Source organism: Pseudarthrobacter sp. 05T312, from assembly GCF_056396685.1.
On the sequence record NZ_JBFTLY010000002.1, the window covers coordinates 12,345 to 34,618 of the forward strand.

The window sequence follows — 22,274 nt, forward strand, 5'->3', positions numbered from 1 at the left end:
CCATGAACCAGGAAAGTCTGCCATGAACATCAAGAACGCCCCGTCCCCCGGTACGAACAAGACCGCCGGCGACTCCAAGAAACGGACCAAGCGCCCCACATCGGGACGCCCCGAAGACGAAAGGCTGTCAATAGGCAGCAGCTTTGCCTACGGGTTCCAGCACGTGCTGACCATGTACGGCGGCATGATCGCGGTCCCGCTAATCATCGGGCAAGCAGCAGGACTCGCCCCGGCCGACATCGGCATCCTCGTAACCGCAGCCCTCTTCATGGGCGGTTTGGCTACCCTCATCCAAACCCTTGGCCTCCCGTTCTTCGGCTCACAGCTGCCGCTGGTCCAGGGTGTTTCCTTCGCCAGCGTGGCCACCATGCTCTCGATCGTCACCAGCGGAGGCGGGCTGCCCGCCGTGTTTGGCGCCATCATCGTCTCCGCCGCCATCGGCCTGCTCATCGCCCCGGTCTTCTCCAAGATCATCCGGTTCTTCCCGCCAGTGGTCACGGGGACTGTCATTACCACCATCGGGCTGACACTGCTGCCCGTTGCTGCCAACTGGGCCATGGGCGGCAACAGCAAGGCGCCCACCTACGGCAGTACCGCCAACATCGGCCTTGCTGCGGTCACCCTGGTCCTGGTCCTGGTCCTGAGCAAGGTAGGCAACGCCACCCTTTCCCGGCTCTCCATCCTGCTCGCCATGGTTGGCGGAACCATCGTGGCTGCCGCAACAGGCATGGCCGATTTCTCCAAGATCGGCGACGGTCCGATCGCAGCATTCCCCACCCCCTTCCACCTGGGTGCACCCACTTTTGAAATCGCCGCGATCATCTCCATGGTGATCGTCATCCTGGTCATCATGACCGAAACCATGGCCGACATCCTTGCCGTGGGTGAAATTGTGGGCACGAAGGTCGACTCCAAGCGCATCGCCGCAGGGCTTCGGGCGGACATGGTCTCCACGCTCGTGGCACCCGTCTTCGGTTCCTTCCCGCAAACCGCATTCGCCCAGAATGTTGGCCTGGTGGCAGTCACCAAGATCAAGAGCCGCTATGTTGTGGCTGCCGGCGGCGTGATTCTGGTCCTGCTGGGCCTGCTCCCGGTGCTGGGCCGCGTCGTCGCCGCCGTGCCCACCGCCGTTCTGGGCGGCGCAGGCATCGTTCTCTTCGGAACCGTTGCTGCCAGTGGCATCCGAACCCTCGCCAAGGTGGAATACCGCAACAATATGAACCTGATCATCGTGGCCGCCTCGCTGGGCTTCGGCATGATCCCGATCGTGGCCCCTACCTTCTACGACAAGTTCCCCTCCTGGTTCAGCACCATTTTCCACTCCGGCATCAGCTCCGCAGCTGTCATGGCCATTGTGCTGAACCTGCTGTTCAACCATCTCAAGGCGGGCAATTCAGAGAACCAGTCCGTTTTCGTCGCCGGCACCGGCCGCGTCGTCCGGCAGGAGGACCTGCAATGCCTTGAGCACGGCGACCGGTTCGAGGACGGCAAGCTCATCGACTGCGACGGCAAGGAAGTCCCCATCCAGTCATCCGAAAAGGCGTCAGAGCACTGACCTTCCCCGGGTGGGACGACGGCGGCCCSCMCCTTTCGCGAAAGGTGCGGGCCGCCGTCGTGGTTGTCAGTGAAGAGGGAGCCTTAGGTGCGGTTGAGCTCGCGGGAGATGGCCTCGGCCGCTTCCCGAAGGATGGGCACGGCTTTGTCCGCGAAGTTCCCGTCCACCCGGGACACCGGGCCGGAAACGGAAATGGCCGTAGGCGTCGGCGCGTTGGGGACCGCCATGGCAAAGCAGCGGACGCCGAGTTCCTGCTCTTCCTCGTCAATGGAGTAGCCCCGCTCACGGATGAGCTTGAGGTCGGCCAGGAGTTCTTCCACGTCGCCGATGCTCTTCGCAGTGGGGGTGGGCATGCCGGCGCGGGCAACGATGCCCCGCACGGTGTCGTCGTCGAGCTGGGCCAGGATGGCCTTGCCGACGCCGGTGGCGTGGGTGTGGGCGCGCCGGCCCACCTCAGTGAACATGCGCATGGAGTGCAGCGAGGGCACCTGCGCGACGTAGATCACCATGTCCGAGTCCAGCACGGCCATGTTGGACGTCTCTCCCAGCCGGTCCACCAGGATCTTCAGCTGGGGCTGCGCCAGGGCACCGAGCTGCTTGTTGGCACCCTCGCCCAAACGGATGAGCCGGGGGCCCAGGGCGTAGCGCCGGTTGGGCAGCTGGCGGATGTAGCCCAGCGACACCAGGGTGCGGAGCAGGCGGTGGATGGTGGGCAACGGCAGGTCGGTGGAAGACGAGAGCTCGCTGAGGGTGACGTCGCCGCCGGCATCAGTGATGAGCTCCAGCAGTTCGAAGACGCGCTCCACCGACTGCACCCCACCGGACGCTTTTTCTGCCATTCCGTTGTCTCCTGTGGCTCGGAATCCGACAACTCTTATCCGCATCGTGAAAAGAGTTGCTTAGAACACCCAAGATACAGCACGGCAGTACCAGCCGCGACGCGGTCCCCCAGTCGCATTCGGAGGGCTTGTATTTCCATAAAGTAGATAATAATATCCATAATACGAAAACATTCGGATTAGAGCAGAAGCCGGACAAGGCCTAAACAGGAGGACATTCAATGGCGAACCCCAGCCCCGGAAATTCGATCACCCTGCGCGTGGAAGCACCCTCGAGCTTCAGCGCCACCAGCGAGCTCGCCGCGGCCGTCGGAGCTGCCGGCGCCGCCATCACCGCACTCGACGTCACCGAGTCCCACCACGAAACGCTGGTTGTCGACGTCACCTGCAACACCACCGACGACGCCCACGCAGCACGCGTCAAGGACGCCCTCAACGCGCTCGACGGCGTGACCGTCCAGCACGTCTCGGACCGCACTTTCCTGATGCACCTCGGCGGCAAGCTCGAAGTCGTCCCCAAGGTCCCCCTGCGCAACCGGGACGATCTCTCCCGCGCCTACACCCCCGGCGTCGCCCGGGTGTGCCTGGCCATTGCCGAGGACCCCGCCGCCGCGCGCAACCTCACCGTCAAGCGCAACACCGTGGCCGTGGTCACCGACGGATCGGCGGTGCTGGGACTGGGCAACATCGGCCCCGCCGCCGCCCTCCCGGTCATGGAAGGCAAGGCCGCCCTGTTCAAGCAGTTCGCCAACGTCGACGCCTGGCCCGTCTGCCTGGACACCCAGGACACCGAGGAAATCATCCGCACCGTCAAGCTCCTGGCACCGGTCTTCGGCGGCGTGAACCTGGAAGACATCGCCGCGCCCCGCTGCTTCGAGATCGAGGCCCGCCTGCGCGAGGAACTGGACATCCCGGTCTTCCACGACGACCAGCACGGCACGGCGATCGTGACGCTCGCAGCCCTCGTCAACGCCCTGCGCGTGGTGGACAAGAAGATCGCGGACGTGAAGATCATGGTGTCCGGGGTCGGTGCCGCCGGCTCTGCCATCATCCAGCTGCTCAAGGCCCAGGGCGCCCGGCATATTGTGGCCGCGGGCCGCTCCGGCGCCATCCACAAGGGCGAGCAGTACAACGATCCGCACCGCACCTGGATCGCGGAAAACACGAATGAGGAGGGCTTCGCCGGCACCCTGCACCAGGCCCTGGTGGGCGCGGATGTCTTCATCGGCGTCTCCGCCCCCAACATCCTGGACGAGGAGCACATCGCCTCCATGGCAAAGGACGCCATCGTGTTCGCCATGGCCAACCCCACCCCCGAGGTGGACCCCGCCGTCGCGTCCCGGCACGCCGCCGTCGTGGCCACCGGCCGCAGCGACTTCCCCAACCAGATCAACAACGTCCTGGCTTTCCCCGGCCTCTTCCGCGGGCTCCTCGACGTGGGGGCAAGCGACATCACCCCGGAAATGCTGGTGGCCGCCGCGGAAGCAATCGCCAACCGGGTGAATGATAATGAGCTCAATGCGAGCTACATCATCCCGAGCATTTTCGACCCGCACGTGACCGCCGACGTCGCGGCAGCCGTTGCCGCCGCGGCACACGCTTCAAACGTGGCAACGGCTGCCGAACCGGCCGATTCCGCCGCGGAGCCAGCACTGGCTTCCGCCTGACCGCCCGACTCCCAGCCTAAGGAAAGGACCAGAAATGGCCATCACCGTCACAGATCCCCGGCCGATCGACCGCGCAGAGGAGATCCTCACCCCCAAGGCGCTGGCCTTCGTGGAGGAGCTCCACAACCGGTTCGCCGGCACCCGCAACGAGCTCCTGGCAGCCCGTGCCGTCAAGCGCCAGCGGGTGGCGGAAACGGGCAAGCTCGATTTCCTGCCCGAGACCAAGGACGTGCGCGACGGCGACTGGAAGGTTGCGCCGGCACCGGACGCCCTGCAGGACCGCCGGGTGGAGATGACCGGCCCCGCCTCGCCGGCCAAGATGGCCATCAACGCCCTGAACTCCGGCGCCAAGGTGTGGCTGGCGGACCTGGAGGACGCCAGCACACCCACCTGGGCCAATGTCATCGACGCCATCCTGAACCTCCGCGACGCCGCCCAGGGCAGGCTCAGCTACACCTCGGAGGAAGGCAAGGAGTACCGGCTCCGCACCGACGCACCGCTCGCCGTCGTGGTGGCGCGCCCCCGCGGCTGGCACATGCAGGAGAAGCACCTGCTGGTGAACGGTGAACCGGCGGTTGGTGCCCTGGTGGACTTCGGCCTGCACTTCTTCCACATCGCCAAGCAGCTGGTCCTCAACGGGCAGGGCCCGTACTACTACCTGCCCAAGATGGAGAGCCACCTCGAAGCACGGCTCTGGAACGACGTGTTCGTGTTCGCGCAGGACTTCCTCGGCCTGAACCAGGGCACCATCCGCGCCACGGTGCTGATCGAAACCATCCCGGCCGCCTTCGAGATGGACGAAATCCTGTACGAACTGCGGGACCACGCCTCAGGCCTCAACGCCGGCCGCTGGGACTACCTGTTCAGCATCATCAAGTACTTCCGCGATGCCGGCGAGGAGTTCGTCCTGCCGGACCGCGCCTCCGTGGCAATGACCGCCCCCTTCATGCGCGCCTACACCGAGCTCCTGGTCAAGACCTGCCACCGGCGCGGCGCCTTCGCCATGGGCGGCATGGCCGCGGTGATCCCGAACCGGCGCCACCCCGAAGTCACCGAGGCCGCGTTCGAGAAGGTCCGCGCGGACAAGACCCGCGAGGCCAACGATGGCTTCGACGGCTCCTGGGTTGCCCACCCGGACCTGGTGCCCACCTGCCGCGAAGTCTTCGACTCCGTGCTCGGCGACAAGCCCAACCAGGTGGACAAGCAGCGCCCGGAGGTTTCGGTCACCGCAGAGCAGCTGCTGGACGTCCAGTCCGCCGGCGGGCAGGTCACCGAGGCCGGGCTGCGCCTGAACCTGTACGTGGCCGTCGCCTACACGGCGGTGTGGCTGTCCGGAAACGGCGCCGTGGCCATCCACAACCTGATGGAGGATGCCGCCACTGCGGAGATCTCCCGTTCCCAGGTGTGGCAGCAGATCCGCAACAAGTCCATCCTCGCGGATACGGGCAACACCGTGACCCGGGAACTGGTAGAACGGATCCTCGGCGAGGAAACGGACCGGCTCCGCACCGAATTCGGTGACGAGGCATTCCGCCGCTACTACCAGCCGGCCGGCGAACTCATCGCTGACATCTGCCTCTCGGACGATTACACCGATTTCCTCACCACGCCTGCCTACGAACTGGTGGGCTGAGATGGCAGCACCCAAGTCCTCGCTCTCCGCGGGGGACCTCGCGCACATTGACGGGCAGCTTGCCGGCACCGACCGGCTGCTGGAACAGAACTACCCGGGCGACGACGGCTCCCGCCAGCCCGTGCACACGGTGTACGTGCCAGCGGACCGGTTCACGCCCTCGCTCGCGGCCGACTGGGGCGCCCAGGCAATCGCGACGGCGGAAGCCCACGGCGGCTTCGGGGAGCTGGGCCGGCTGCTTGGCCAGGACGCCGGGCTCGCCGAAGCCGTGGCAGGCCGCGTCCAGGCCAAGCTCCAAACCGAGCCCATTGAGGACCTGCGCCTGGATTTCGAGGACGGCTTCGGGGACCGGGGCGACGACGCCGAGGATGCCGCCGCGGTTGCCGCGGCGTCCGCGGTGGCCACGGCAGTCGCTGCCGGGTCAGCTCCCCCGTTCATCGGCATCCGCTTCAAATGCTTCGAGGCTCCCACCCGGGCCCGCGGCCTGCGGACCCTGGACCTCTTCGTCTCCGGCTTGGCCGCTGCCGGCGAATTGCCGGATGGCCTGGTCCTGACCCTGCCCAAGGTCACCACTGTGGCGCAGGTACAGGCCATGGACTATGCGGTCTCCCGGCTCGAGGAGATCCACGGACTGGCCGCTGGCCGACTCCGGTTCGAGGTCCAGGTGGAAACGCCGCAGCTGATCCTCGGTCCTGAAGGAACGTCTCCGGTAGCGCAGCTGCCGCATGCCGTGCCCGGGCGGATCAGCGGGCTGCACTACGGCACGTACGACTACTCGGCTTCGCTGCAGATCTCCGCGGAGTACCAGTCCATGGAGCACCCGGTGGCGGACTTCGCCAAGGAGGTCATGCAGCTGGCCGTGGCAGGCACCGGCATCCGGCTTTCCGACGGCTCCACCAACATCATCCCGGTGGGCGACAACGTGGAGAACGCCTGGCAGCTGCACGGGCGCCTGGTCCGAAGGTCGCTGGAACGCGGCTACTACCAGGGCTGGGACCTGCACCCGGCCCAACTGCCCAGCCGGTTCGCCGCCACTTATGCCTTCTACCGCGAAGGCCTGCCGGCTGCCGCCAGCCGCCTGCGCAACTACGTGGAGCGGACCGAGGGCGGCGTCATGGACGAACCCGCCACCGCCCGGGCCCTGGCCGCGTTCGTCCTGCGCGGCGTCCAGTGCGGGGCAGTCGGCGCCGAGGAAGTCCAGGCGCTTGCCGGCGTCGGGCTTCCCCAGCTCACCGCCCTGGCCCACCCGCGGCTCGCCACCACCTCCAATTCCTAGCCAAAGGATTCCTTTCAATGGGCAAGTACTACTCCCCCACCGGCGGACTCCCGCCGCAGACCCACCTCACCACCGAACGGGCCATCGTCACCGAGGCCTACACGGTGATCCCGAAGGGCGTGATGACGGACATCGTCACATCCAACCTGCCGGGCTTTTCGAACACCCGGTCCTGGATCATCGCCCGCCCCATCTCCGGCTTCGCCACCACCTTCTCGCAGCTGATCGTCGAGATCGCACCGGGCGGAGGAGCGCCGAAGGCCGAATTCGAGGCCGGCGTGGAGGGCGTCATTTTCGTTACGCGCGGCAAGGTCAACCTCACCCTGGACGGCGAACTGCACCCGCTGGAGGAGGGCGGCTACGCGTATCTGGCCGCGGGGTCGGAATGGGGCCTGGAAAACGTCTCTGACGACGTCGTGTCCTTCCATTGGATCCGCAAGGCCTACGAGCGCCTTGAAGGGTACGAGGCCAAGTCCTTCGTGACCAATGAGAAGGACGTGGAGCCCACGTCCATGCCGGACACCAATGACGTCTGGAAGACCACCCGGTTCACGGACTCGAACGACCTCGCCCACGACATGCAGGTCAACATCGTCACGTTCCAGCCCGGTGGCGTCATCCCGTTCCCGGAAACCCACGTGATGGAGCACGGCCTCTATGTCCTGGAAGGCAAGGCCATGTACCTGCTGAACAACGACTGGGTGGAGGTGGAGGCCGGTGACTTCATGTGGCTGCGGGCCTTCTGCCCGCAGGCCTGCTACGCCGGCGGCCCCGGGGAGTTCCGCTACCTGCTCTACAAGGACATGAACCGCCAGGTGAAGCTCACCTAAGCGCCCCTGACCTATCCGGGCAGACAGCAGAGGCCGTTATGGAATGTCCATAACGGCCTCTGCTGTCGATGCTGTTGGTCAGGCGGCGGGGTTCAGGACCACCTTGATGCAGCCGTCTTCCTTCTTCTGGAACTTCTCGTACAGGGCGGCCGCACCCTCCAGGTTGGACCGGTGGGTGACCAGGTCCATGACACCCAGCGGATCGGCGTCGTCCTCCACGAGGGGAAGGATGTCATCGGTCCAGCGCCGCACGTTGCACTGCCCCATGCGCACCTGGAGCTGCTTGTCGAACATGGTGAGCAGCGGCATCGGGCTGGCCGTCCCGCCGTACACCCCGCTCAGGGACAACGTACCGCCGCGCCGCACCGCGTCGATGGACGCGTGCAGGGCCGCGAGCCGGTCCACGCCGCTGGTCTCCATCGCCTTCTGGGCCAGCTTGTCCGGCAGGAGGCCCAGCGCCTGGTGGGCGAACCCTGCCACCGGGGAACCATGGGCTTCCATGCCGACGGCGTCAACCACCGCGTCGGGGCCGCGCCCGCCCGTCGACTCCCGGAGTTCGTCCGCGATGGTTTTGCTGTAATCGAGCGTTTCCACGCCGTGCCGTTCCGCCATGGCGCGCCGTTCAGCGACGGGGTCGATCCCGATCACCCGGAAGCCGCGGTGCACGCCGATGCGTCCGGCAAACTGGCCCACTGGCCCCAGGCCGAACACAGCGAGCGTGCCGCCGGGCGGGACGTCCGCGTACTCCACGGCCTGCCAGGCGGTGGGGAGGATGTCGGAAAGGAACAGGTAGCGCTCGTCCGGAAGCTCGCTGCCCACCTTCACGGGACCGTAATCGGCGTGGGGCACGCGCAGGTACTCGGCCTGGCCGCCGGGAACGGAACCGTAGAGCTCCGAGTAGCCAAAGAGGGCGGCGCCGGAGCCCTTTTCCTTGACCTGGGTGGTTTCGCACTGGGACTGCAGGCCCTGCTTGCACATGTAGCAGGAACCGCAGGAGATATTGAAGGGGACCACCACGCGGTCTCCCTTGCGGAGGTTGGTGACGCCGCTGCCCACTTCCTCCACGATGCCCATCGGTTCGTGTCCGATGACGTCGCCCTTGTGCATGTAGGGGCCGAGGACCTCATAGAGGTGGAGGTCGGAGCCACAGATTGCCGTGGAGGTGATCCGAACGATCGCGTCCGTAGGTTCCTGGATGACGGGATCGGGCACTTCTTCCACGCTTACCGATCGTTTTCCTTGCCACGTCAGTGCTTTCACAGTCTCCCTTTCGCTCTGCTGTGCCCGCGGGGGTCTCCCCGGGCGGGGCAGGGCGCCTGTCGGCACCCCTTTCTTCGACGCTATCTGTTTTGGCGGAAAAAAGTAAGCATGCTGATTAAAAGCTTGTGGCCGCCACCCGGTGCCCCTAGCGTAGGAGGGTCGGGAAACAGAAAGAGGAACGCCATGTCGCTCTACCAGCCGGAACCGGTCGAGATCTCCACCCGCATGCGTCCGGGCGAATGGACCGAAGAAAGCCTGGCGGAACTGGTCAGCACCTACCGGATGCGAATCGAGGAGATGGGGGCGCCTACCGCCGAAGTCACCACCGATATCGAACGGAACGACGACGGATCGGTCAAGGTGATCGTGTCCTGGACAAAGCCCGCTATCGCCGGCGAGGAAGACTCCTTGCCGGGCGGACAGCCGCTGTAGCCGGAAGATTTAGGAGCGCGGCTCCAGCACGAGCAGCCGCCCAATGGCGCTGGCACCCAGGTTCTGCAGCAGGTGGCGCGGCCCGTCATAGACCTCGACGGCCCCCGCCTCCCGAAGTTCGGCCGCATGGATTCCCCCGCAGGTAAGTCCAATGGCCGGGATCCCCAAGGCACCCGCCGCCTTCATGTCCCAAACCGCGTCGCCCACGCAAACGGCGTCCGCGGCGTCCACCCCCACAGCCTCCAGGGCTGCCTCCAGGATGTCCGGCGCAGGCTTGCTCTCCTTCGCATCATTGGCGCTGGTGGCGGCGTCGATGAAGGCGTCGGCGTCTAGGACGGAGCGCATGACCTCCAGGTCCCGCTGCCGCGCAGAGGAGGCCAGCGCAACAGCAACGCCCCCGGCATGGCACTGGCCCAACAGGTCCTTGGCCCCGTCCAGGGCGCGCAGCGACGGCCAGTGCGAGGCGTAGAGTGCGCCATGGCTGGCCATGATGTCCTCGTCCTCGTCCCGGTCGCGGCCGGACGGCAGGAGGTGGTCCACCAAACGGGCGCCTCCCATGCCGACGAGCCGATGGATGGCTGCCATGGGGACGTCGTGGCCGTACTGGCGGAACGCACCCCACCAGGCGACGGTATGGATGTACGACGAGTCGATCAGCGTCCCGTCAACGTCAAACAGGACCCCCCGGCGGGAGCCGCCAGGGGGTGTGGTGGATTCAGCCATCAGCCCACCGCTGCCCGTCGGACGCCGGGCGACTTTTTAAGCCTGGCCGCTTCTTCCTTGGGTGAACTGACGGGCCGCACGCGTTCGCGGATGACGGATCCGGCGCCATCCAGGCTCTTGTCCCGGATCAGGCCCGTACCGGCGATTTCCCGGGCCATGGCGACCCCTGCCACAGCGGCCCGCTTGGTGGGGAAGGTAACCGAGATGGCCATCAGGTTCCCGCTTCCGTCCATCATCCTGATCCGGTAACCACCGTCGGGGGCATCCACGAGTTCAAAAAATCCGGCCATAACTATCACTCCTCCGTCAATCACGGCACTGTGCTTGGGGGCACTCCATGAGTTGTTAGTAAGTATACTTATCTATCCTGCGAAGGAGAAGTTCCAGCCCGTTCCGCACCGCCTCAGTGCGAATCCGCCTTGTCCTGCGGAAAGGGAGTGTCACTGCGGCGAACCGTATCCTGATGGAGCTCCAGGGCGCTAGTCACAAGCGCAAAGTGGCTGAAGGCCTGCGGCGTATTGCCCAGTTGCCGCCCGGCCTTTACTGCCCATTCCTCGCTCAGCAGCCCAACGTCGTTGCGCAGTTCCAGCAACCGCTCGAAAAGTTCGCGCGATTCCTCGGGGCGCCCGGCACCCAGCAGCGCCTCCACCAGCCAGAACGAGCAGGCCAGGAAGACCCCTTCATCCCCCGGCAGTCCGTCGTCGCTCTCCCCCGGCTTGTAGCGCAGCACGAATCCGTCCTGGGTCAACTCCCGCTGGATCGCTTCGATGGTCCCCACCACCCGGGGGTCGTCGGGAGGAAGGAATCCCACACGGGGAATCAGCAGCAGGCTGGCATCCAGTTCCGGGCGGCCATAGGACTGGACGAACGTGTTGCGCTCGGCATCGAACCCATTGGCCATGATGTCCGCGTGGATCTGGTCCCGGAGGGCCTCCCACCGCTCCACCGGGCCCGGAAGCCCGGATTCCCGTACGCCCTTCACCATCCGGTCGGCGGCAACCCACGCCATGACCTTGGAGTGGGTGAAATGCCGGCGTGGTCCCCGCATCTCCCAGAGGCCGTTGTCCGGCTGGTCCCAGATGGTTTCCAGGTGCTCCATCAGGGCGATCTGCACATCCCACGCTTCGTCCGTGTGCTTCAGCAGTGAGTTCCGGGTCAGGGCCAGGCAGTCAAGGACCTCGCCCCACACATCCAGCTGGAACTGCTCCGCCGCCGCATTTCCGATCCGAACCGGGGTGGAGTTCTCGTAGCCCTTCAGCCACGGCAGTTCCATCTCCGGCAACCGCCGCTCGCCGTGGATCCCGTACATGATCTGCAGGTCGGCGGGGTCACCCGCGACGGCCCGGAGCAGCCAGTCCCGCCAGGCAGCAGCCTCCGCCGTGTAGCCGGCAGCCAGCAGGGCCTGCAGGGTCATGGCGGCATCCCGCAGCCAGCAGTACCGGTAGTCCCAGTTCCGCTGGCCGCCGGGCTGCTCGGGGAGGGACGTGGTGATAGCCGCGACGATGCCCCCTGTGGGTGCGTAGGTCAGTGCCTTGAGCGTCACCAGGGAACGGACCACGGCGTCCTGGTACTTCCCCTTGACGGTGCACTGCGAGGACCAGCCCCGCCAGAATTCGAAAGTGCTGTCGAGGACGTGCTCTGCCTCTACGCTGACCGGCCGTCCCACGTGGCTTGGCGCCCAGGTCAGCACGAACGGTACCTTCTCGCCGGCGCTGACCGTGAAGTCGCTGACCGTGTGCATGTTCTCGCCATGCAGCGGGGCCGGGGTCACCAGGTAGACGGCATCCGGGCCGGCGATGGCGTGCAGTCCGCGTTTATCCTTCCGCACCCATGGGACGATATGGCCGTAGTCGAACCTCATGACCAGCTCTCCGTGCATCTTGACGGTGCCGCTGATGCCCTCCACGATGCGGACAATATCGGCGACTGAATCCCTGGGCGGCATGAAGTCGGTGACCCGGACCGTTCCGTCAGGCGTTTCCCATTCGGTGTCCAGCACCAGGCTGCCGTCCCGGTAGCTGCGGCGCGTGCAGGTTCCCCCGCCCTCCGGCGCCAGCAGCCAGCGTCCCGCGTCAGGGGTGTCCAGCAGCGCATTGAAGCAGGCAGGGGAATCGAACCGCGGGAGGCAGAGCCAGTCGATCGAGCCTTCCTTGCTGACCAGGGCCCCCGTGTGAAGGTCGCCAACCACCGCATAATCTTCAATTCGCGCCATGAGAACACCCTGCCACACAGAGCTCCGAACGGAAGGGGAATATCCAGGTGTAGCGTGAGGGAAATGGCGATCCATATCGGCACCTCCGGCTGGAGCTACGACCACTGGGAGAACGTCCTGTACCCGCCGGGCCTGCCCGCCCGGGACAGGCTCCAAAGCTACGTCTCCGGGTTCAGCACGGTTGAGTTGAATGCCAGCTTCTACCGGTGGCCCCGGGACACCACCTTCGCGGGCTGGAACCGGCGGTTGCCGCCCGGTTTCACCATGTCCGTCAAGGCGCCCCGCGGCCTGACCCATGCGCGCAAGCTCTATTCACCGGAGGTCTGGATTGAGCGCATTGCCCGGTGTTGGCATGAGCTGGGGGACAAACGGGCGGTGCTCCTGGTCCAGCTGCCGCCGCAGCTGGAGCGCGACGACGCCCGGCTGGACTATTTCCTCGCCGCGCTTCCGTCCTGGATCAGGGTGGCCGTGGAGTTCCGGCACCCCAGCTGGGACTCCCCCGGGGTGTTCGCCTTGCTGGAGCGGCACCAGGCGGCCTACTGCATCATGAGCGGCGCCAACCTTCCGTGCATCCTCCGGACCACCGCGCCTTTCGCGTACGTCCGGCTGCACGGGCCGGACCACGAGCACCTGTATGGCGGTTCCTATTCGGATGCGGACATGCACTGGTGGGCGGACCGCATCCGCGGGTGGGACAGCGCGGGCATCGACGTCTTCGCGTACTTCAATAACGACGGCGGCGGGAACGCCGTGCGGAATGCCTGGACCCTGCGCGGGATCCTGGGCGCAGGCTGAAGGCTGCCGCCGCCCTGTGGCAGAGTTAGGGCATGGACACGGCTCCGCAGAACCCAGCCCAGGACAACGCCCCCGCGCCACGGCAGGACAAGATAGGCCAGTACGCGTTGTCGGGAAGCCGCTTTTTCCGGTTGGCGCATTGGGTGTCCGACTCGGTCAACGATGTCCGTATCACACTGGCCAAGCGGTGGAAGTTCGTACCGCAGACCATCGCCTACCAGGGCTATGGTTCCACCACGCGGGTCAGGGTGCTGGGGCGCGTGCTGCTGACCCACAAGCCGCTCCCGGGGAGCAAAGCCGAGCACGAGGCGAAAAACGGAAACCAGAACATCCGGGGCTGGCGTGCTTTCACCGGGGTGCCGCTGCAGTTTATCGACGTCGAGATCACCATCGGGGACGTCGTCACCCACGTCACGGCGGACCGGGGCGGACTCATCGACACCGAGGTTGATGTGCAGCTTTCCCCGGGCTGGCACACCGCAGTCCTGCGCGCGGAGGGGACCGAGCCCGCGGAGGCTTTGATCCAGGTAATCGCACCCGGCGTGGAATTCGGCATCGTGTCCGACATCGATGACACCGTCATGGTGACCGCCCTGCCCCGGCCCTTCCTGGCGCTGTGGAACACCTTCGTGCTCAGCGAACGGGCACGTATGGCCACGCCGGGGATGGCCGTGCTGCTGGACCGCCTGACCATTGAACATCCCGAGGCCCCGGTCATCTACCTCTCCACCGGCCCCTGGAACGCAGCCCCCACGCTGGGACGCTTCCTGACGCGCAACATGTACCCCAAGGGCACGCTGCTGCTGACGGACTGGGGCCTCACCCAGGACCGCTGGTTCCGCAGCGGCCAGGACCACAAGCACCGCAACCTGGAGCGGCTCGCCCAGGAGTTCCCGGACATGCGGTGGCTCCTGATCGGCGACAACGGGCAGCATGACGAGGCCATTTACTCGGCTTTCGCCGCCGAAAACCCGGAAAAGGTCGCGGCGATCGCCATCAGGCAGCTGTCCGTCAGCGAGTCGGTGTTCGCCGGCGGCCACTCCGAGGACGGGGACCACGCTTCTTCCCGCGTGCCGTGGATCTACTCCCCCGACGGCGCCGGCATCGCCAAGCAGCTCGCCATGTTGGACCTGCTCCGCGGCTGACTACTCAGGGGTTGGCCAACAGGTCATCGCTGCCGGGGAGGTCGTCGCTGGGCAGCAGGTCCGGAACCACCGCCTGGGCGATGGCGGCCTCGGCGGCTGCTGCCAGGTCGCGTTCCTCGATGAGTTCCTGGAACCAGAAGTAGGAGGCCTTGGGCGTGCGCTCCAGTGTTTCGAAGTCAACGTGCAGCAGGCCGAACGGCTGCTTGTAGCCCGCGGACCATTCGAAGTTGTCCAGGAACGACCACACGTAGTAGCCGCGCAGGTCCACGGACTCGGCCACCCCACCGGGGGCCGTTGCCCGCAGCGCGGTTTCAAGGTGGTCGGAGATGTACTTCAGCCGGCGTTCATCCGGGATGAACCGGGTGTTGGTGGACTTGTCCCGGACAATGATGTCCTCGAAGCTGGCGCCGCCTTCGGTGATGATCACGGGCGGCAGGTTGGGGTACCGGTCCGCCATCTCCTTCAGTGCCACGGCCATGTACTCCGGTTTGACCGGCCACCCGTAGGCGGTAATGTCCGCTTCCGGCCAGGCTTCCACGTGGAACGGCGTTGCACCGCTGCCCGTGGCGTTGAGGTCGCTGCCCATGGCTTCCGCCATGCTTGAGGGCACGGTGCCGCTGCCGGGCCCCGCCGCCACCTTGGTGGGCATGTAGTAGTTGAGCCCATAGAAGTCCAGGGGCTGGGAGATGATCTCCATGTCCCCGTCCGGGTGATCGAAGGAACTGAAGAACTTGGCCGCACGGATCAGGTCCGGGTATTTGCCCGTCAGGACCGGGTCCGCGTACAGCCGGTTCTGGCCAAGGTCCATGACCCCGGCACTGATCTTGTCCAGCGGATTGATCGAGTTCGGCACCATGGGTGAGTACACATTGGTCATCCCGATTTCACCCGGCACCTTGGCGGCGCGGAGGGCCTGGACCGCCAGGCCATGGCCCAGCAGCTGGTGGTGGACGGTGGGGAAGGCGCCCAGGGCGAGCTCCTTGCCCGGCGAGTGGACGCCAAATGCGTAGCCGTTCGCGCTCACGGTTGCCGGTTCGTTGACGGTGACCCAGCGGGCCACCCGGTCCCCGAAAGCCTCAGCCACGATTGCGGCGTACTCCCCCAGCCGGTAGGCCGTATCGCGGTTCATCCAGCCGCCCGTTTCGTCCAGCTCCAGGGGCGTATCCCAGTGGTAGATGGTAGCCATGGGGGAGATCCCGTTGGCCAGGAGCTCGTCCAGGAGCCGGTCGTAGAAGGCGAGCCCCGCGCGGTTGGCCGGGCCGGTCCCGCCGGGCTGGATGCGCGGCCAGGAGAAGGAGAACCGGTAGGAGTCCACGCCGAGCTGCTTCAGCAGGGCTACGTCCTGCGGCATCCGGTGGTAGTGGTCAGTGGCCACCACCGGGCTGTGGTCCTCCACGATGGCGCCCGGTTTCGCGGCGAACCTGTCCCAGCCGGAAGGTCCGCGGCCGTCTTCGTCCAGGGCTCCCTCGATCTGGAATGCTGCGGTTGCGACGCCAAGCGTGAACCCCGGGGGGATGAGCGCTGCGAGGTCCTTGGCGGTGATGTGCATGGGGGTCCAGCCTTTTGGTCACGGAAGTTTGGTACGTCCCAGAATGTCACAGCGCAAGACGGCTGACGAGCAGCAACTCCGCGCCGGGCACGGGCGCCTACTGTGACCCGAACAGGAACTCCTTGGCGTGCGCCACTGCCTTGCGGAAGGCGTCATTGCGGAGGGTCACCAGGTGCTCCGAGTCGCCGTCGGACGGTTCAAGGTACCCGGTATAGCCGGGCCGCAGGACCCAGATGTCTCCCGCCGGCGGCAGGTAGAACACCCCGAAGGAACGCTGCTGGTTTTCGTCCGCCGTCCAGACGGGGACCACTGCCAGTGCGGCGCCCGTGGCCGGATTGATCCATTGCGCCCGCGGCAGCGGCTGTTCGTGCGCCTCGGGGTCCAGGAAGGGTGCGGTTCCCGGGCCCCAGCGCTGTTCGAAGCGCTCATGGAATGCGGGAATGAGGTGTGAATCGTAGCGCCGCCAGTCGCTCATGCAGCTTTCCGCCTCCTTGGATGATGGGGACTGGGTTTAATTGGTTCCCCGGTTCAGGGCCGGGGCCGGTTTCAGGCCCACGGCCTGCTTTCAGGCCCACGGCCCGCTTTCCCACCGCACCGGGGTGATGCGGATGACAGGTCCGGGTGCACGGCCGGGACTGTGGACTGTCCGGACCGGAACCACGGTGGCTGCCCCCGCAGCCGGCCGCCGGTCGTAGTCCGCGCGGCGTCCGGGATCACTGAGCACGTAAAACGCCTGCATGATTCCCAGGAGTTCGTCACGCTGGGCCGGGGCGCCGGCCGTCGCGGGGTTTCCAAGTGGCCGTTCGTCCACGTCCTCGGAGCTGCCGCCCATGTCGGGATGGTGGCTGCGCATGAGGACCCGGTACGCATGGGAGATCTCCTGCCGGGTGGCATCCCGGCCTACGCCCAGGACCGCGTAGTAGTCGGGGACATCCGTCATCCCAGCCTCCTGTTCACCGGCGCCCCCGCCGGGACCGGCAGGGGCGCGCAGGCAGAACCTAGGTATTGATCTCCTGCATCCCGCCCTGCCGGGTCTGGATCTCGATCTTGCGCGGCTTGGCCTGCTCGGCAACCGGAATCCGCAGGGTGAGGACGCCCTGGTCGTAGCTGGCCCTGATCTTCCCGGTGTCCAGGGTGTCACCCAGGATCAACTGGCGGCTGAATACGCCGCGGGGACGTTCCGAGGCCACGAGCTCCACATTGGGCTGCGTGGGGTCCTGGCGTTCGGCCCGCACCGTCAGGACGTTCCGTTCAACGTTCAGGTCCAGCGAGTCCACCTTCACGCCTGGAAGGTCGAACGCCACCACGAATTCGCCGTCCTCCTGCCAGGCGTCCATGGGCATCGCGGCCGGACGCGCGGCGGTTCCAAAGACCTGCTGCGTGAGCCGGTCCAGCTCACGGAACGGGTCGGTACGCATCAACATCATTTCCCACTCCTTCAGCTTCCAAGGTGATGGATCTGCGCCTTCGTCCAATGCCAGCTAAATCTATGGCAGTGGATATAGATTTTTTATAGCACCCGTGGAAAACTGAAGCAAGGTACCGGCCGGAACAAATTTTGGGAGTACGGATGGCAGATCCTGGGGCGGGACGGCCCGCGCGTGCGCCCGGGTCGCGGGCCCTTTACGCCATTTCGGTGGCCGCTGAGCTCACGGGCACCGGGCAGCAGAACATCAGGCTGTACGAAACAAGGGGGCTGTTGACGCCCTCCAGGACGGCCGGCGGTACCAGGCAGTACAGTGACGCCGATATCGCCGTCCTGCAGCGGATCGGGGAACTCCTTGAGGAGGGGCTCAACCTGGCGGGTGTTGCCAAGGTCCTGGAACTGGAGGCAGCGAACGTGGAGCTGCACCGGGCCCTGAAACGCGCCAGGTCCCGGCCGCAGTGATGTGCCTCCGCGTCCGATGGGGCCCTACTCCCGGCCGGATTCCTCCTTGGAGAGCTCTCCCGTTACCGGTTCGCCCGGGATCCTCGCGGTCCGCCAGGTGTCCAGGGCGATGACTCCGCCCAGGATGAGCAGCGACAGCGAGAAGGATGCAAGGGTGTCGGTGGGCCAGTGGTAGCCCAGGTAGAGCCGGCTGGCAATGGCAAGGATGATCCCGATCCCGGCCCCGATGAAGCCAAAGACGGCGGACCGGGGGTTCCGGCGGCGGGAGAAGATCAGGTAGGCGCCCACCAGCAGGAAGTCGCAGGCCCCCAGGACGTGTCCGGACGGGTAGGAGAAGGTCTGGTCCGCGCCGAACAGCATTTGGTCAACGGGGGGCCGCGAGCGCTGGACGATGTGCAGGATGATCTGGGAGATGATCACCCCTGTCAGCATCGCAGATGCCAGCAGGATGGGGCGCCAGGCATGTTTGGCTGCGAATCCCCAGACGAGGATCACCACCAGCACAATGATGGGCAGGGCGATGGGGCCGAAGAACACGGCCAGGAAGATCATGAAGGCGGTAAGTGCTGCCGAGCGGGTTGTCAGGAGCCAGTCGTGCACCGGGTGGTCCGCAACAGTGAGGCCGTTGGACTGCAGCACGCTGGTCAGCGTGGCAATGAAGAGCGCCAGCCCCACCACGGCCAGGATGACCGAAGCCCGGTAAAGCCGGCGCCGGTCGGCAGGGTCGATATAGCGCTCCTCCACCACGAACTTTTCATTGAAGGTGTGCCACTTGCCGGATTTGGCCTCCGCGGCTGCGGAACCTGCTGATTTCTGTGCCAATGTACTGCCCGTCCCTGCGCCCTGGTATGTGCACGCCGGATGGGCGTGCTGTGTGAATGCCTAGGCTGAAGATTATCCCCATGTAAGGCCGTTCGCTCCATCACCGGGCGGAAGGACGGCCGGCAGCCGTTGCGGCGGTCAGTAGGAGCCGGTGGTGAACTGCCAGCTGCGGCCGGCCAGCGGATTGCCGGCCAGGTCCCGGATTCCGGCAGCACCGCCCGTCAGCGTCACGGTGTAGCGGGTCTTGGCGGCCAGCGGTTCCTGGGGGTCGAGGATCCACTGGTTGGTGGTGCCGTTCCGGTAGACGGACGCTGCAACTGCGGCGCCGGTGGAGGCGTTCCGGAGGGTGAAAGTGGTGGTGCCGGCGCCCTGGATGGCTTCGCTGAAGGTGGCGCTGACGTTGCTGTTCCGGCGGACCAGGAGCGCGTTGCTGCCCGGGGTGTAGCTGGTGAGGGTGGGCGCGGGGCCGGTAGTGAAAGTCCAGCTTGAGGTGGCCAGCGGTGTGCCCACGGTGTCCCGGATGGCAGAGGTTCCGCCCACCAGCGTGGCCGTGTAGGTAGCGTCTGCGGCGAGGTTTGCGGCCGGGTCGAGGGTGGCGGTCCTGGTGGTGGCGTTGTACGTGACGGTGGCGGCGATGGCGGCCCCTGCGGCGTTTTTGAGCACGAAGGTCGTGGCGGAAACGCCCTGGACAGGGGCGCTGAAGGTGGCCGCCACGTTCGTACCCGCGGCCACAGCGGTGGCCTTGGCGGTTGGCGAAACCGAGGTGATGGTCGGGGCAGGAGCAGGAGCAGGAGCCACGGCGTCCGCGCCCGTAAACAGCAGGCGGTTCGGGGTTCCTGTGGTGGCACCGGTGACCACTCCGGGTGTGGCGTTGGCTGCCAGTGCCGCGGCCACGTCGGCCGGTGCCAGGGCGGGGTTCTGCGAGAGCAGCAGGGCTGCGGCACCGGCGGTGTGCGGGGCCGCCATGGACGTTCCGGACATGGACGCCGTGGCCGTGGTGGAGGTGTAGTAGTCGGAGGTGATGCCGACGCCGGGAGCGTACAGGTCAACGCAGGACCCGAAGTTGGAAAAAGAGGCCTGCTTGTCGGTGGCGTCGCTGGCTGCCACGGTCAAGGCTCCGGGGACGCGGGCCGGTGAGCCTGTGCAGGCGTCCACAGCGGAGTTGCCTGCCGCCACCACGGTGGTCACGCCGTCAGCCAGGACCGCCTGGACCGCACTGTCCACCGTGCTGCTGGCCGCGCCGCCGAGGCTGAGGTTGGCTACGGCGGGTGTCCCGGCAACATGGTTCGCGGCGATCCAGTCCAGGGCGGCCACCACGTCCGAGTTGTAGCCGGACCCGCTGCAGTCGAGCACCCTGACAGGTACCAGGGTGGCGCCCTTGGCGACCCCGTACGTTGACCCGGCCACAGTGCCGGCCACGTGGGTGCCGTGGCCGTTGCAGTCGGTGGTGCCGTTGCCGTCGGCCACTGCGGTCCAGCCCGCTGCCACCCGGCCGCCGAAGTCGGTGTGTGAGGCCAGGATGCCGGTGTCCACCACGTAGGCGGTCACACCGGCGCCGGTCCCGGTCCACGAGTAGGTCCCGGACAGCGGCAGGGTCCGCTGGTCGGTGCGGTCCAGGCCCCAGGGTGCGGGCTGCTCGGTCCCGGACAGCGTTACGGGCGCGTCGGGCTCCACGGACAACACTTTCCCGGACCGGGCCAGGGCCGCGGCCTGGGCGGGGGTCGCGCTGACGACGGCGCCGCGCAGGGCGTGTTCAAAAGTGCGGCCGACGGCGAGGCCCTGCCCGCGCAGTCCGGACACCTCGGCTGCCAGGTCGGCAGAGGGAGCGTACTGCACCAGGTAGCGGCCCGTTGCGTTGCCGGCGGCGGGTGGTCCGGGTGCAGGCACCGCGGCGGCGGGCAGGGACGCAGCGGAAAGGACGACGGCGGAGAGCAGCGCCGTGAGCGCAGGCAGCACGAAGAATCGGGTACGCATGTGGGGTCCTTGCGGTGGCGGTTGGCGGTACCAAAAGGATAGGAGCCGGAAGCGCACGGCTTCCGGCTCCTTGGACGATCCTGTGCCAACCCTTGGCGTGTGCTGCGGACCGGTTGCTGCTTACCTGGGACTAGGCTTGGTTCTCCCCGGTGCCCGGGCCGCCTGCTGCGTGGTTCCGCCAGCTGTGCTCGGGCTCGAAGCCCAGCAGCCGCCGCGCCTTGTCGATGGACAGCATCGTTTCGTGCTCGCCCAGTTCCTTGGTGACCTTGACGTCCGGAAATACCTCGGCGGCGAGGCCGGCGCTGGACCGGCTCATCACGGTGTCGGCATTGGCGATGATGAAGGCCTCGAACCCCGGCTTGGCGTTCTCCAGCGCCCGGGCCACGGCCTGGGCGCCGTCGCGGCCGTCGATGTAGCCCCACAGGTTCCATTTCCGCAGCGTCGGGTCGTCATCGAAGGAGGGGAACTTTTCGTAGTCGGCCTCGTCCATGACGTTGGAGAACCGCAGGCCCGTGATGCTCAGTTCCGGGTCCCACCGCGTCATTTCCACGGCCATCCGCTCCTCCAGGGTCTTCACCAGGGAGTAGGTGCTTTCCGGCCGCGGCGGGTATTCCTCATCCACGGGAATGTAGGGCGGGTCGATGTCGAACGGCAGCCCCAGCACGGTCTCGCTGGAGGCGTACACCACCTTCTTGATCCCGGCCCGCCGCGCAGCCTGGAAGACGTTGTAGGTGGACAGCATATTGTTCTCGAACGTTGCTGCGTCCGGGAGGATGCCCGGGGCGGGAATGGCACCCAGGTGCACCACGGCGTCGAACCCCTCATGCCGGTCATCCACCCCCAGCAGGGCGTCCACAACATGCCCGTAGTTGCGCAGGTCCACCACCAGGAGTTCCGGGCTGCGTTCACCTGCCCGGTCCAGGGTGAGGACCTGGTGGCCGTCGTCGGTGAGCCGGCGCACCACGTGCCGTCCCAGCTTTCCGGTTCCGCCTGTAACGGCAATTCTCATCAGTGTTTCCTTCTGTTGGAGTGCGTTCACCCGTGCGGTGTTTCGGTCAGGACGGAGGGCGCGGGGCTGCAAGGAACTGTTCGACGGCGGCGATTGCCGCTGCGGTGATCCCGTCCGGATCACCGCTGCCGTTGACGGACACCAGGATGCCCCGGCCCGCGTACACCGAGACTACTTCATGGGTCTGCCGGTGGTAGAGATCCAGCCTGCGCCGAAAAACGTCGATCGTGTCATCGGTGCGGCCCTGCTCCAGGGCACGCCGCTGCATCCGCTCCTCGAGTTCCGCGTCCGGCGCCGTCAGTTCGATGACAGCGTCCAGCACGTGGCCGTGGTCCGCGAGCATGTGATCCAGTTCCAATGCCTGCGGGGCGGTGCGCGGATAGCCGTCCAGCAGGAATCCCTGCCTCGCATCGCTTTCCATGAGCCTGTCCTTCACCAGCGCGTTGGTGAGGTGGTCCGGGACGAAGTGGCCGTCGTCGAGGTACCGCGCGGCTTGGTTTCCCAAGTCCGTCTTCCGCCTGACGTTGCTCCTGAAGATGTCCCCGGTGGACACGGCGGGGACCTGGAAATGCCGCGCCAGGTGCTCGGCTTGCGTTCCCTTGCCGGAGCCCGGTGGGCCGATGATAAGGAGCCTGCTCATGTTCCTGTCCTTCCGCAGCGGGGGC

Annotated in this window: 22 protein-coding genes; 9 read left to right on the top strand and 13 right to left on the bottom strand. The window is 66.5% G+C overall.

The features are described 5' to 3' along the window. Window positions 1-22 precede the first annotated feature (22 nt). Window positions 23-1,555, top strand: coding sequence for a nucleobase:cation symporter-2 family protein (locus tag AC1DIP_RS04175; protein WP_477732954.1), 1,533 nt, complete (start codon window positions 23-25; stop codon window positions 1,553-1,555). 83 nt (window positions 1,556-1,638) lie between these two features. Here the strand turns inward: AC1DIP_RS04175 and AC1DIP_RS04180 are convergent, their stop codons facing one another. Beyond that, window positions 1,639-2,394, bottom strand: coding sequence for an IclR family transcriptional regulator (locus AC1DIP_RS04180; protein ID WP_141159335.1), 756 nt, complete (start codon window positions 2,392-2,394; stop codon window positions 1,639-1,641). Between the two features lie 221 nt (window positions 2,395-2,615). Here AC1DIP_RS04180 and AC1DIP_RS04185 point away from each other — a divergent pair, with 221 nt between their 5' ends. From AC1DIP_RS04185 to AC1DIP_RS04200, 4 genes are read left to right on the top strand one after another with little or no spacing between them, the layout of a single operon-like run. Continuing rightward, on the top strand, window positions 2,616-4,061 hold the full coding sequence (locus AC1DIP_RS04185; protein ID WP_476207240.1) for a malic enzyme-like NAD(P)-binding protein: 1,446 nt from the start codon (window positions 2,616-2,618) through the stop codon (window positions 4,059-4,061). Between the two features lie 34 nt (window positions 4,062-4,095). Further along, window positions 4,096-5,694, top strand: a complete 1,599-nt coding sequence (aceB, locus tag AC1DIP_RS04190; RefSeq protein WP_477732955.1) for a malate synthase A — start codon at window positions 4,096-4,098, stop codon at window positions 5,692-5,694. Window position 5,695: 1 nt separating this feature from the next. Then, the gene (locus AC1DIP_RS04195) at window positions 5,696-6,970 is read left to right on the top strand and encodes a DUF6986 family protein (protein WP_477732956.1); all 1,275 of its coding nucleotides are present in this window, start codon (window positions 5,696-5,698) and stop codon (window positions 6,968-6,970) included. A 17-nt stretch (window positions 6,971-6,987) separates the two neighbouring features. Beyond that, on the top strand, window positions 6,988-7,800 hold the full coding sequence (locus tag AC1DIP_RS04200) for a bifunctional allantoicase/(S)-ureidoglycine aminohydrolase (RefSeq protein ID WP_476207246.1): 813 nt from the start codon (window positions 6,988-6,990) through the stop codon (window positions 7,798-7,800). A gap of 78 nt (window positions 7,801-7,878) precedes the next feature. On the opposite strand, the gene AC1DIP_RS04205 is transcribed toward AC1DIP_RS04200, so the two are convergent. After that, on the bottom strand, window positions 7,879-9,060 hold the full coding sequence (locus AC1DIP_RS04205; RefSeq protein ID WP_477732957.1) for a zinc-dependent alcohol dehydrogenase: 1,182 nt from the start codon (window positions 9,058-9,060) through the stop codon (window positions 7,879-7,881). A gap of 183 nt (window positions 9,061-9,243) precedes the next feature. On the opposite strand from AC1DIP_RS04205, the gene AC1DIP_RS04210 reads away from it, so the two are divergent. After that, window positions 9,244-9,492 carry a hypothetical protein gene (locus tag AC1DIP_RS04210; protein WP_476207250.1) on the top strand — a complete coding sequence of 83 codons (249 nt, stop codon included), beginning with the start codon at window positions 9,244-9,246 and terminating at the stop codon, window positions 9,490-9,492. A gap of 9 nt (window positions 9,493-9,501) precedes the next feature. Here the strand turns inward: AC1DIP_RS04210 and AC1DIP_RS04215 are convergent, their stop codons facing one another. The 3 genes from AC1DIP_RS04215 to AC1DIP_RS04225 all read right to left on the bottom strand — a co-directional run bounded on the left by AC1DIP_RS04215 (window position 9,502) and on the right by AC1DIP_RS04225 (window position 12,427). After that, window positions 9,502-10,215 (bottom strand): HAD family hydrolase, encoded by a 714-nt coding sequence (locus AC1DIP_RS04215; RefSeq protein ID WP_477732958.1) that lies wholly within the window; start codon window positions 10,213-10,215, stop codon window positions 9,502-9,504. After that, window positions 10,215-10,505, bottom strand: coding sequence for a hypothetical protein (locus tag AC1DIP_RS04220; protein WP_476207254.1), 291 nt, complete (start codon window positions 10,503-10,505; stop codon window positions 10,215-10,217). The genes AC1DIP_RS04215 and AC1DIP_RS04220 overlap by 1 nt, the downstream gene beginning before the upstream one ends. 113 nt (window positions 10,506-10,618) lie before the next feature. Continuing rightward, on the bottom strand, window positions 10,619-12,427 hold the full coding sequence (locus AC1DIP_RS04225; protein ID WP_476207256.1) for a glycoside hydrolase family 15 protein: 1,809 nt from the start codon (window positions 12,425-12,427) through the stop codon (window positions 10,619-10,621). A gap of 63 nt (window positions 12,428-12,490) precedes the next feature. Between AC1DIP_RS04225 and AC1DIP_RS04230 the strand changes: the two genes are divergently transcribed. Then, window positions 12,491-13,222, top strand: a complete 732-nt coding sequence (locus tag AC1DIP_RS04230; protein WP_476207258.1) for a DUF72 domain-containing protein — start codon at window positions 12,491-12,493, stop codon at window positions 13,220-13,222. Window positions 13,223-13,254: 32 nt separating this feature from the next. Further along, window positions 13,255-14,367, top strand: coding sequence for an App1 family protein (locus AC1DIP_RS04235; RefSeq protein WP_477732959.1), 1,113 nt, complete (start codon window positions 13,255-13,257; stop codon window positions 14,365-14,367). Between the two features lie 4 nt (window positions 14,368-14,371). Here AC1DIP_RS04235 and AC1DIP_RS04240 read toward each other — a convergent pair whose 3' ends face one another. From AC1DIP_RS04240 to AC1DIP_RS04255, 4 genes are all read right to left on the bottom strand, one after another. Next, complete coding sequence (locus tag AC1DIP_RS04240) at window positions 14,372-15,916, bottom strand: family 1 glycosylhydrolase (RefSeq protein ID WP_476207262.1); 1,545 nt, start codon at window positions 15,914-15,916, stop codon at window positions 14,372-14,374. A 97-nt stretch (window positions 15,917-16,013) separates the two neighbouring features. Continuing rightward, entirely contained in the window at window positions 16,014-16,391 is a 378-nt protein-coding gene (locus AC1DIP_RS04245; protein ID WP_476207263.1) for a hypothetical protein, read from the bottom strand. A 90-nt stretch (window positions 16,392-16,481) separates the two neighbouring features. Further along, window positions 16,482-16,856, bottom strand: a complete 375-nt coding sequence (locus AC1DIP_RS04250) for a J domain-containing protein (protein WP_477732960.1) — start codon at window positions 16,854-16,856, stop codon at window positions 16,482-16,484. 58 nt (window positions 16,857-16,914) lie between these two features. Continuing rightward, window positions 16,915-17,340: an Hsp20 family protein gene (locus tag AC1DIP_RS04255; RefSeq protein ID WP_476211800.1), complete on the bottom strand. Its 426-nt coding sequence runs from the start codon at window positions 17,338-17,340 to the stop codon at window positions 16,915-16,917. A 146-nt stretch (window positions 17,341-17,486) separates the two neighbouring features. Here AC1DIP_RS04255 and AC1DIP_RS04260 point away from each other — a divergent pair, with 146 nt between their 5' ends. After that, window positions 17,487-17,804 (top strand): MerR family transcriptional regulator, encoded by a 318-nt coding sequence (locus AC1DIP_RS04260; RefSeq protein ID WP_477732961.1) that lies wholly within the window; start codon window positions 17,487-17,489, stop codon window positions 17,802-17,804. Between the two features lie 24 nt (window positions 17,805-17,828). On the opposite strand, the gene AC1DIP_RS04265 is transcribed toward AC1DIP_RS04260, so the two are convergent. The 4 genes from AC1DIP_RS04265 to AC1DIP_RS04280 all read right to left on the bottom strand — a co-directional run bounded on the left by AC1DIP_RS04265 (window position 17,829) and on the right by AC1DIP_RS04280 (window position 22,249). Next, window positions 17,829-18,626, bottom strand: coding sequence for a phosphatase PAP2 family protein (locus AC1DIP_RS04265; protein ID WP_477732962.1), 798 nt, complete (start codon window positions 18,624-18,626; stop codon window positions 17,829-17,831). 138 nt (window positions 18,627-18,764) lie between these two features. Beyond that, window positions 18,765-20,600 carry a S8 family serine peptidase gene (locus AC1DIP_RS04270; protein ID WP_477732963.1) on the bottom strand — a complete coding sequence of 612 codons (1,836 nt, stop codon included), beginning with the start codon at window positions 20,598-20,600 and terminating at the stop codon, window positions 18,765-18,767. Window positions 20,601-20,730: 130 nt separating this feature from the next. Continuing rightward, window positions 20,731-21,609 carry an NAD-dependent epimerase/dehydratase family protein gene (locus AC1DIP_RS04275; protein ID WP_477732964.1) on the bottom strand — a complete coding sequence of 293 codons (879 nt, stop codon included), beginning with the start codon at window positions 21,607-21,609 and terminating at the stop codon, window positions 20,731-20,733. A gap of 46 nt (window positions 21,610-21,655) precedes the next feature. Further along, window positions 21,656-22,249, bottom strand: coding sequence for an adenylate kinase (locus AC1DIP_RS04280; protein WP_476207274.1), 594 nt, complete (start codon window positions 22,247-22,249; stop codon window positions 21,656-21,658). Window positions 22,250-22,274: the final 25 nt, after the last annotated feature.

Coding starts and splice junctions, on each gene's coding strand:
- AC1DIP_RS04175 (WP_477732954.1), top strand. CDS start 23: ATGAACATCAAGAACGCCCCGTCCCCCGGTACGAACAAGACCGCCGGC.
- AC1DIP_RS04180 (WP_141159335.1), bottom strand. CDS start 2,394: ATGGCAGAAAAAGCGTCCGGTGGGGTGCAGTCGGTGGAGCGCGTCTTC.
- AC1DIP_RS04185 (WP_476207240.1), top strand. CDS start 2,616: ATGGCGAACCCCAGCCCCGGAAATTCGATCACCCTGCGCGTGGAAGCA.
- aceB (WP_477732955.1), top strand. CDS start 4,096: ATGGCCATCACCGTCACAGATCCCCGGCCGATCGACCGCGCAGAGGAG.
- AC1DIP_RS04195 (WP_477732956.1), top strand. CDS start 5,696: ATGGCAGCACCCAAGTCCTCGCTCTCCGCGGGGGACCTCGCGCACATT.
- AC1DIP_RS04200 (WP_476207246.1), top strand. CDS start 6,988: ATGGGCAAGTACTACTCCCCCACCGGCGGACTCCCGCCGCAGACCCAC.
- AC1DIP_RS04210 (WP_476207250.1), top strand. CDS start 9,244: ATGTCGCTCTACCAGCCGGAACCGGTCGAGATCTCCACCCGCATGCGT.
- AC1DIP_RS04215 (WP_477732958.1), bottom strand. CDS start 10,215: ATGGCTGAATCCACCACACCCCCTGGCGGCTCCCGCCGGGGGGTCCTG.
- AC1DIP_RS04220 (WP_476207254.1), bottom strand. CDS start 10,505: ATGGCCGGATTTTTTGAACTCGTGGATGCCCCCGACGGTGGTTACCGG.
- AC1DIP_RS04225 (WP_476207256.1), bottom strand. CDS start 12,427: ATGGCGCGAATTGAAGATTATGCGGTGGTTGGCGACCTTCACACGGGG.
- AC1DIP_RS04230 (WP_476207258.1), top strand. CDS start 12,491: ATGGCGATCCATATCGGCACCTCCGGCTGGAGCTACGACCACTGGGAG.
- AC1DIP_RS04235 (WP_477732959.1), top strand. CDS start 13,255: ATGGACACGGCTCCGCAGAACCCAGCCCAGGACAACGCCCCCGCGCCA.
- AC1DIP_RS04240 (WP_476207262.1), bottom strand. CDS start 15,916: ATGCACATCACCGCCAAGGACCTCGCAGCGCTCATCCCCCCGGGGTTC.
- AC1DIP_RS04245 (WP_476207263.1), bottom strand. CDS start 16,391: ATGAGCGACTGGCGGCGCTACGATTCACACCTCATTCCCGCATTCCAT.
- AC1DIP_RS04250 (WP_477732960.1), bottom strand. CDS start 16,856: ATGACGGATGTCCCCGACTACTACGCGGTCCTGGGCGTAGGCCGGGAT.
- AC1DIP_RS04255 (WP_476211800.1), bottom strand. CDS start 17,340: ATGTTGATGCGTACCGACCCGTTCCGTGAGCTGGACCGGCTCACGCAG.
- AC1DIP_RS04260 (WP_477732961.1), top strand. CDS start 17,487: ATGGCAGATCCTGGGGCGGGACGGCCCGCGCGTGCGCCCGGGTCGCGG.
- AC1DIP_RS04270 (WP_477732963.1), bottom strand. CDS start 20,600: ATGCGTACCCGATTCTTCGTGCTGCCTGCGCTCACGGCGCTGCTCTCC.
- AC1DIP_RS04275 (WP_477732964.1), bottom strand. CDS start 21,609: ATGAGAATTGCCGTTACAGGCGGAACCGGAAAGCTGGGACGGCACGTG.
- AC1DIP_RS04280 (WP_476207274.1), bottom strand. CDS start 22,249: ATGAGCAGGCTCCTTATCATCGGCCCACCGGGCTCCGGCAAGGGAACG.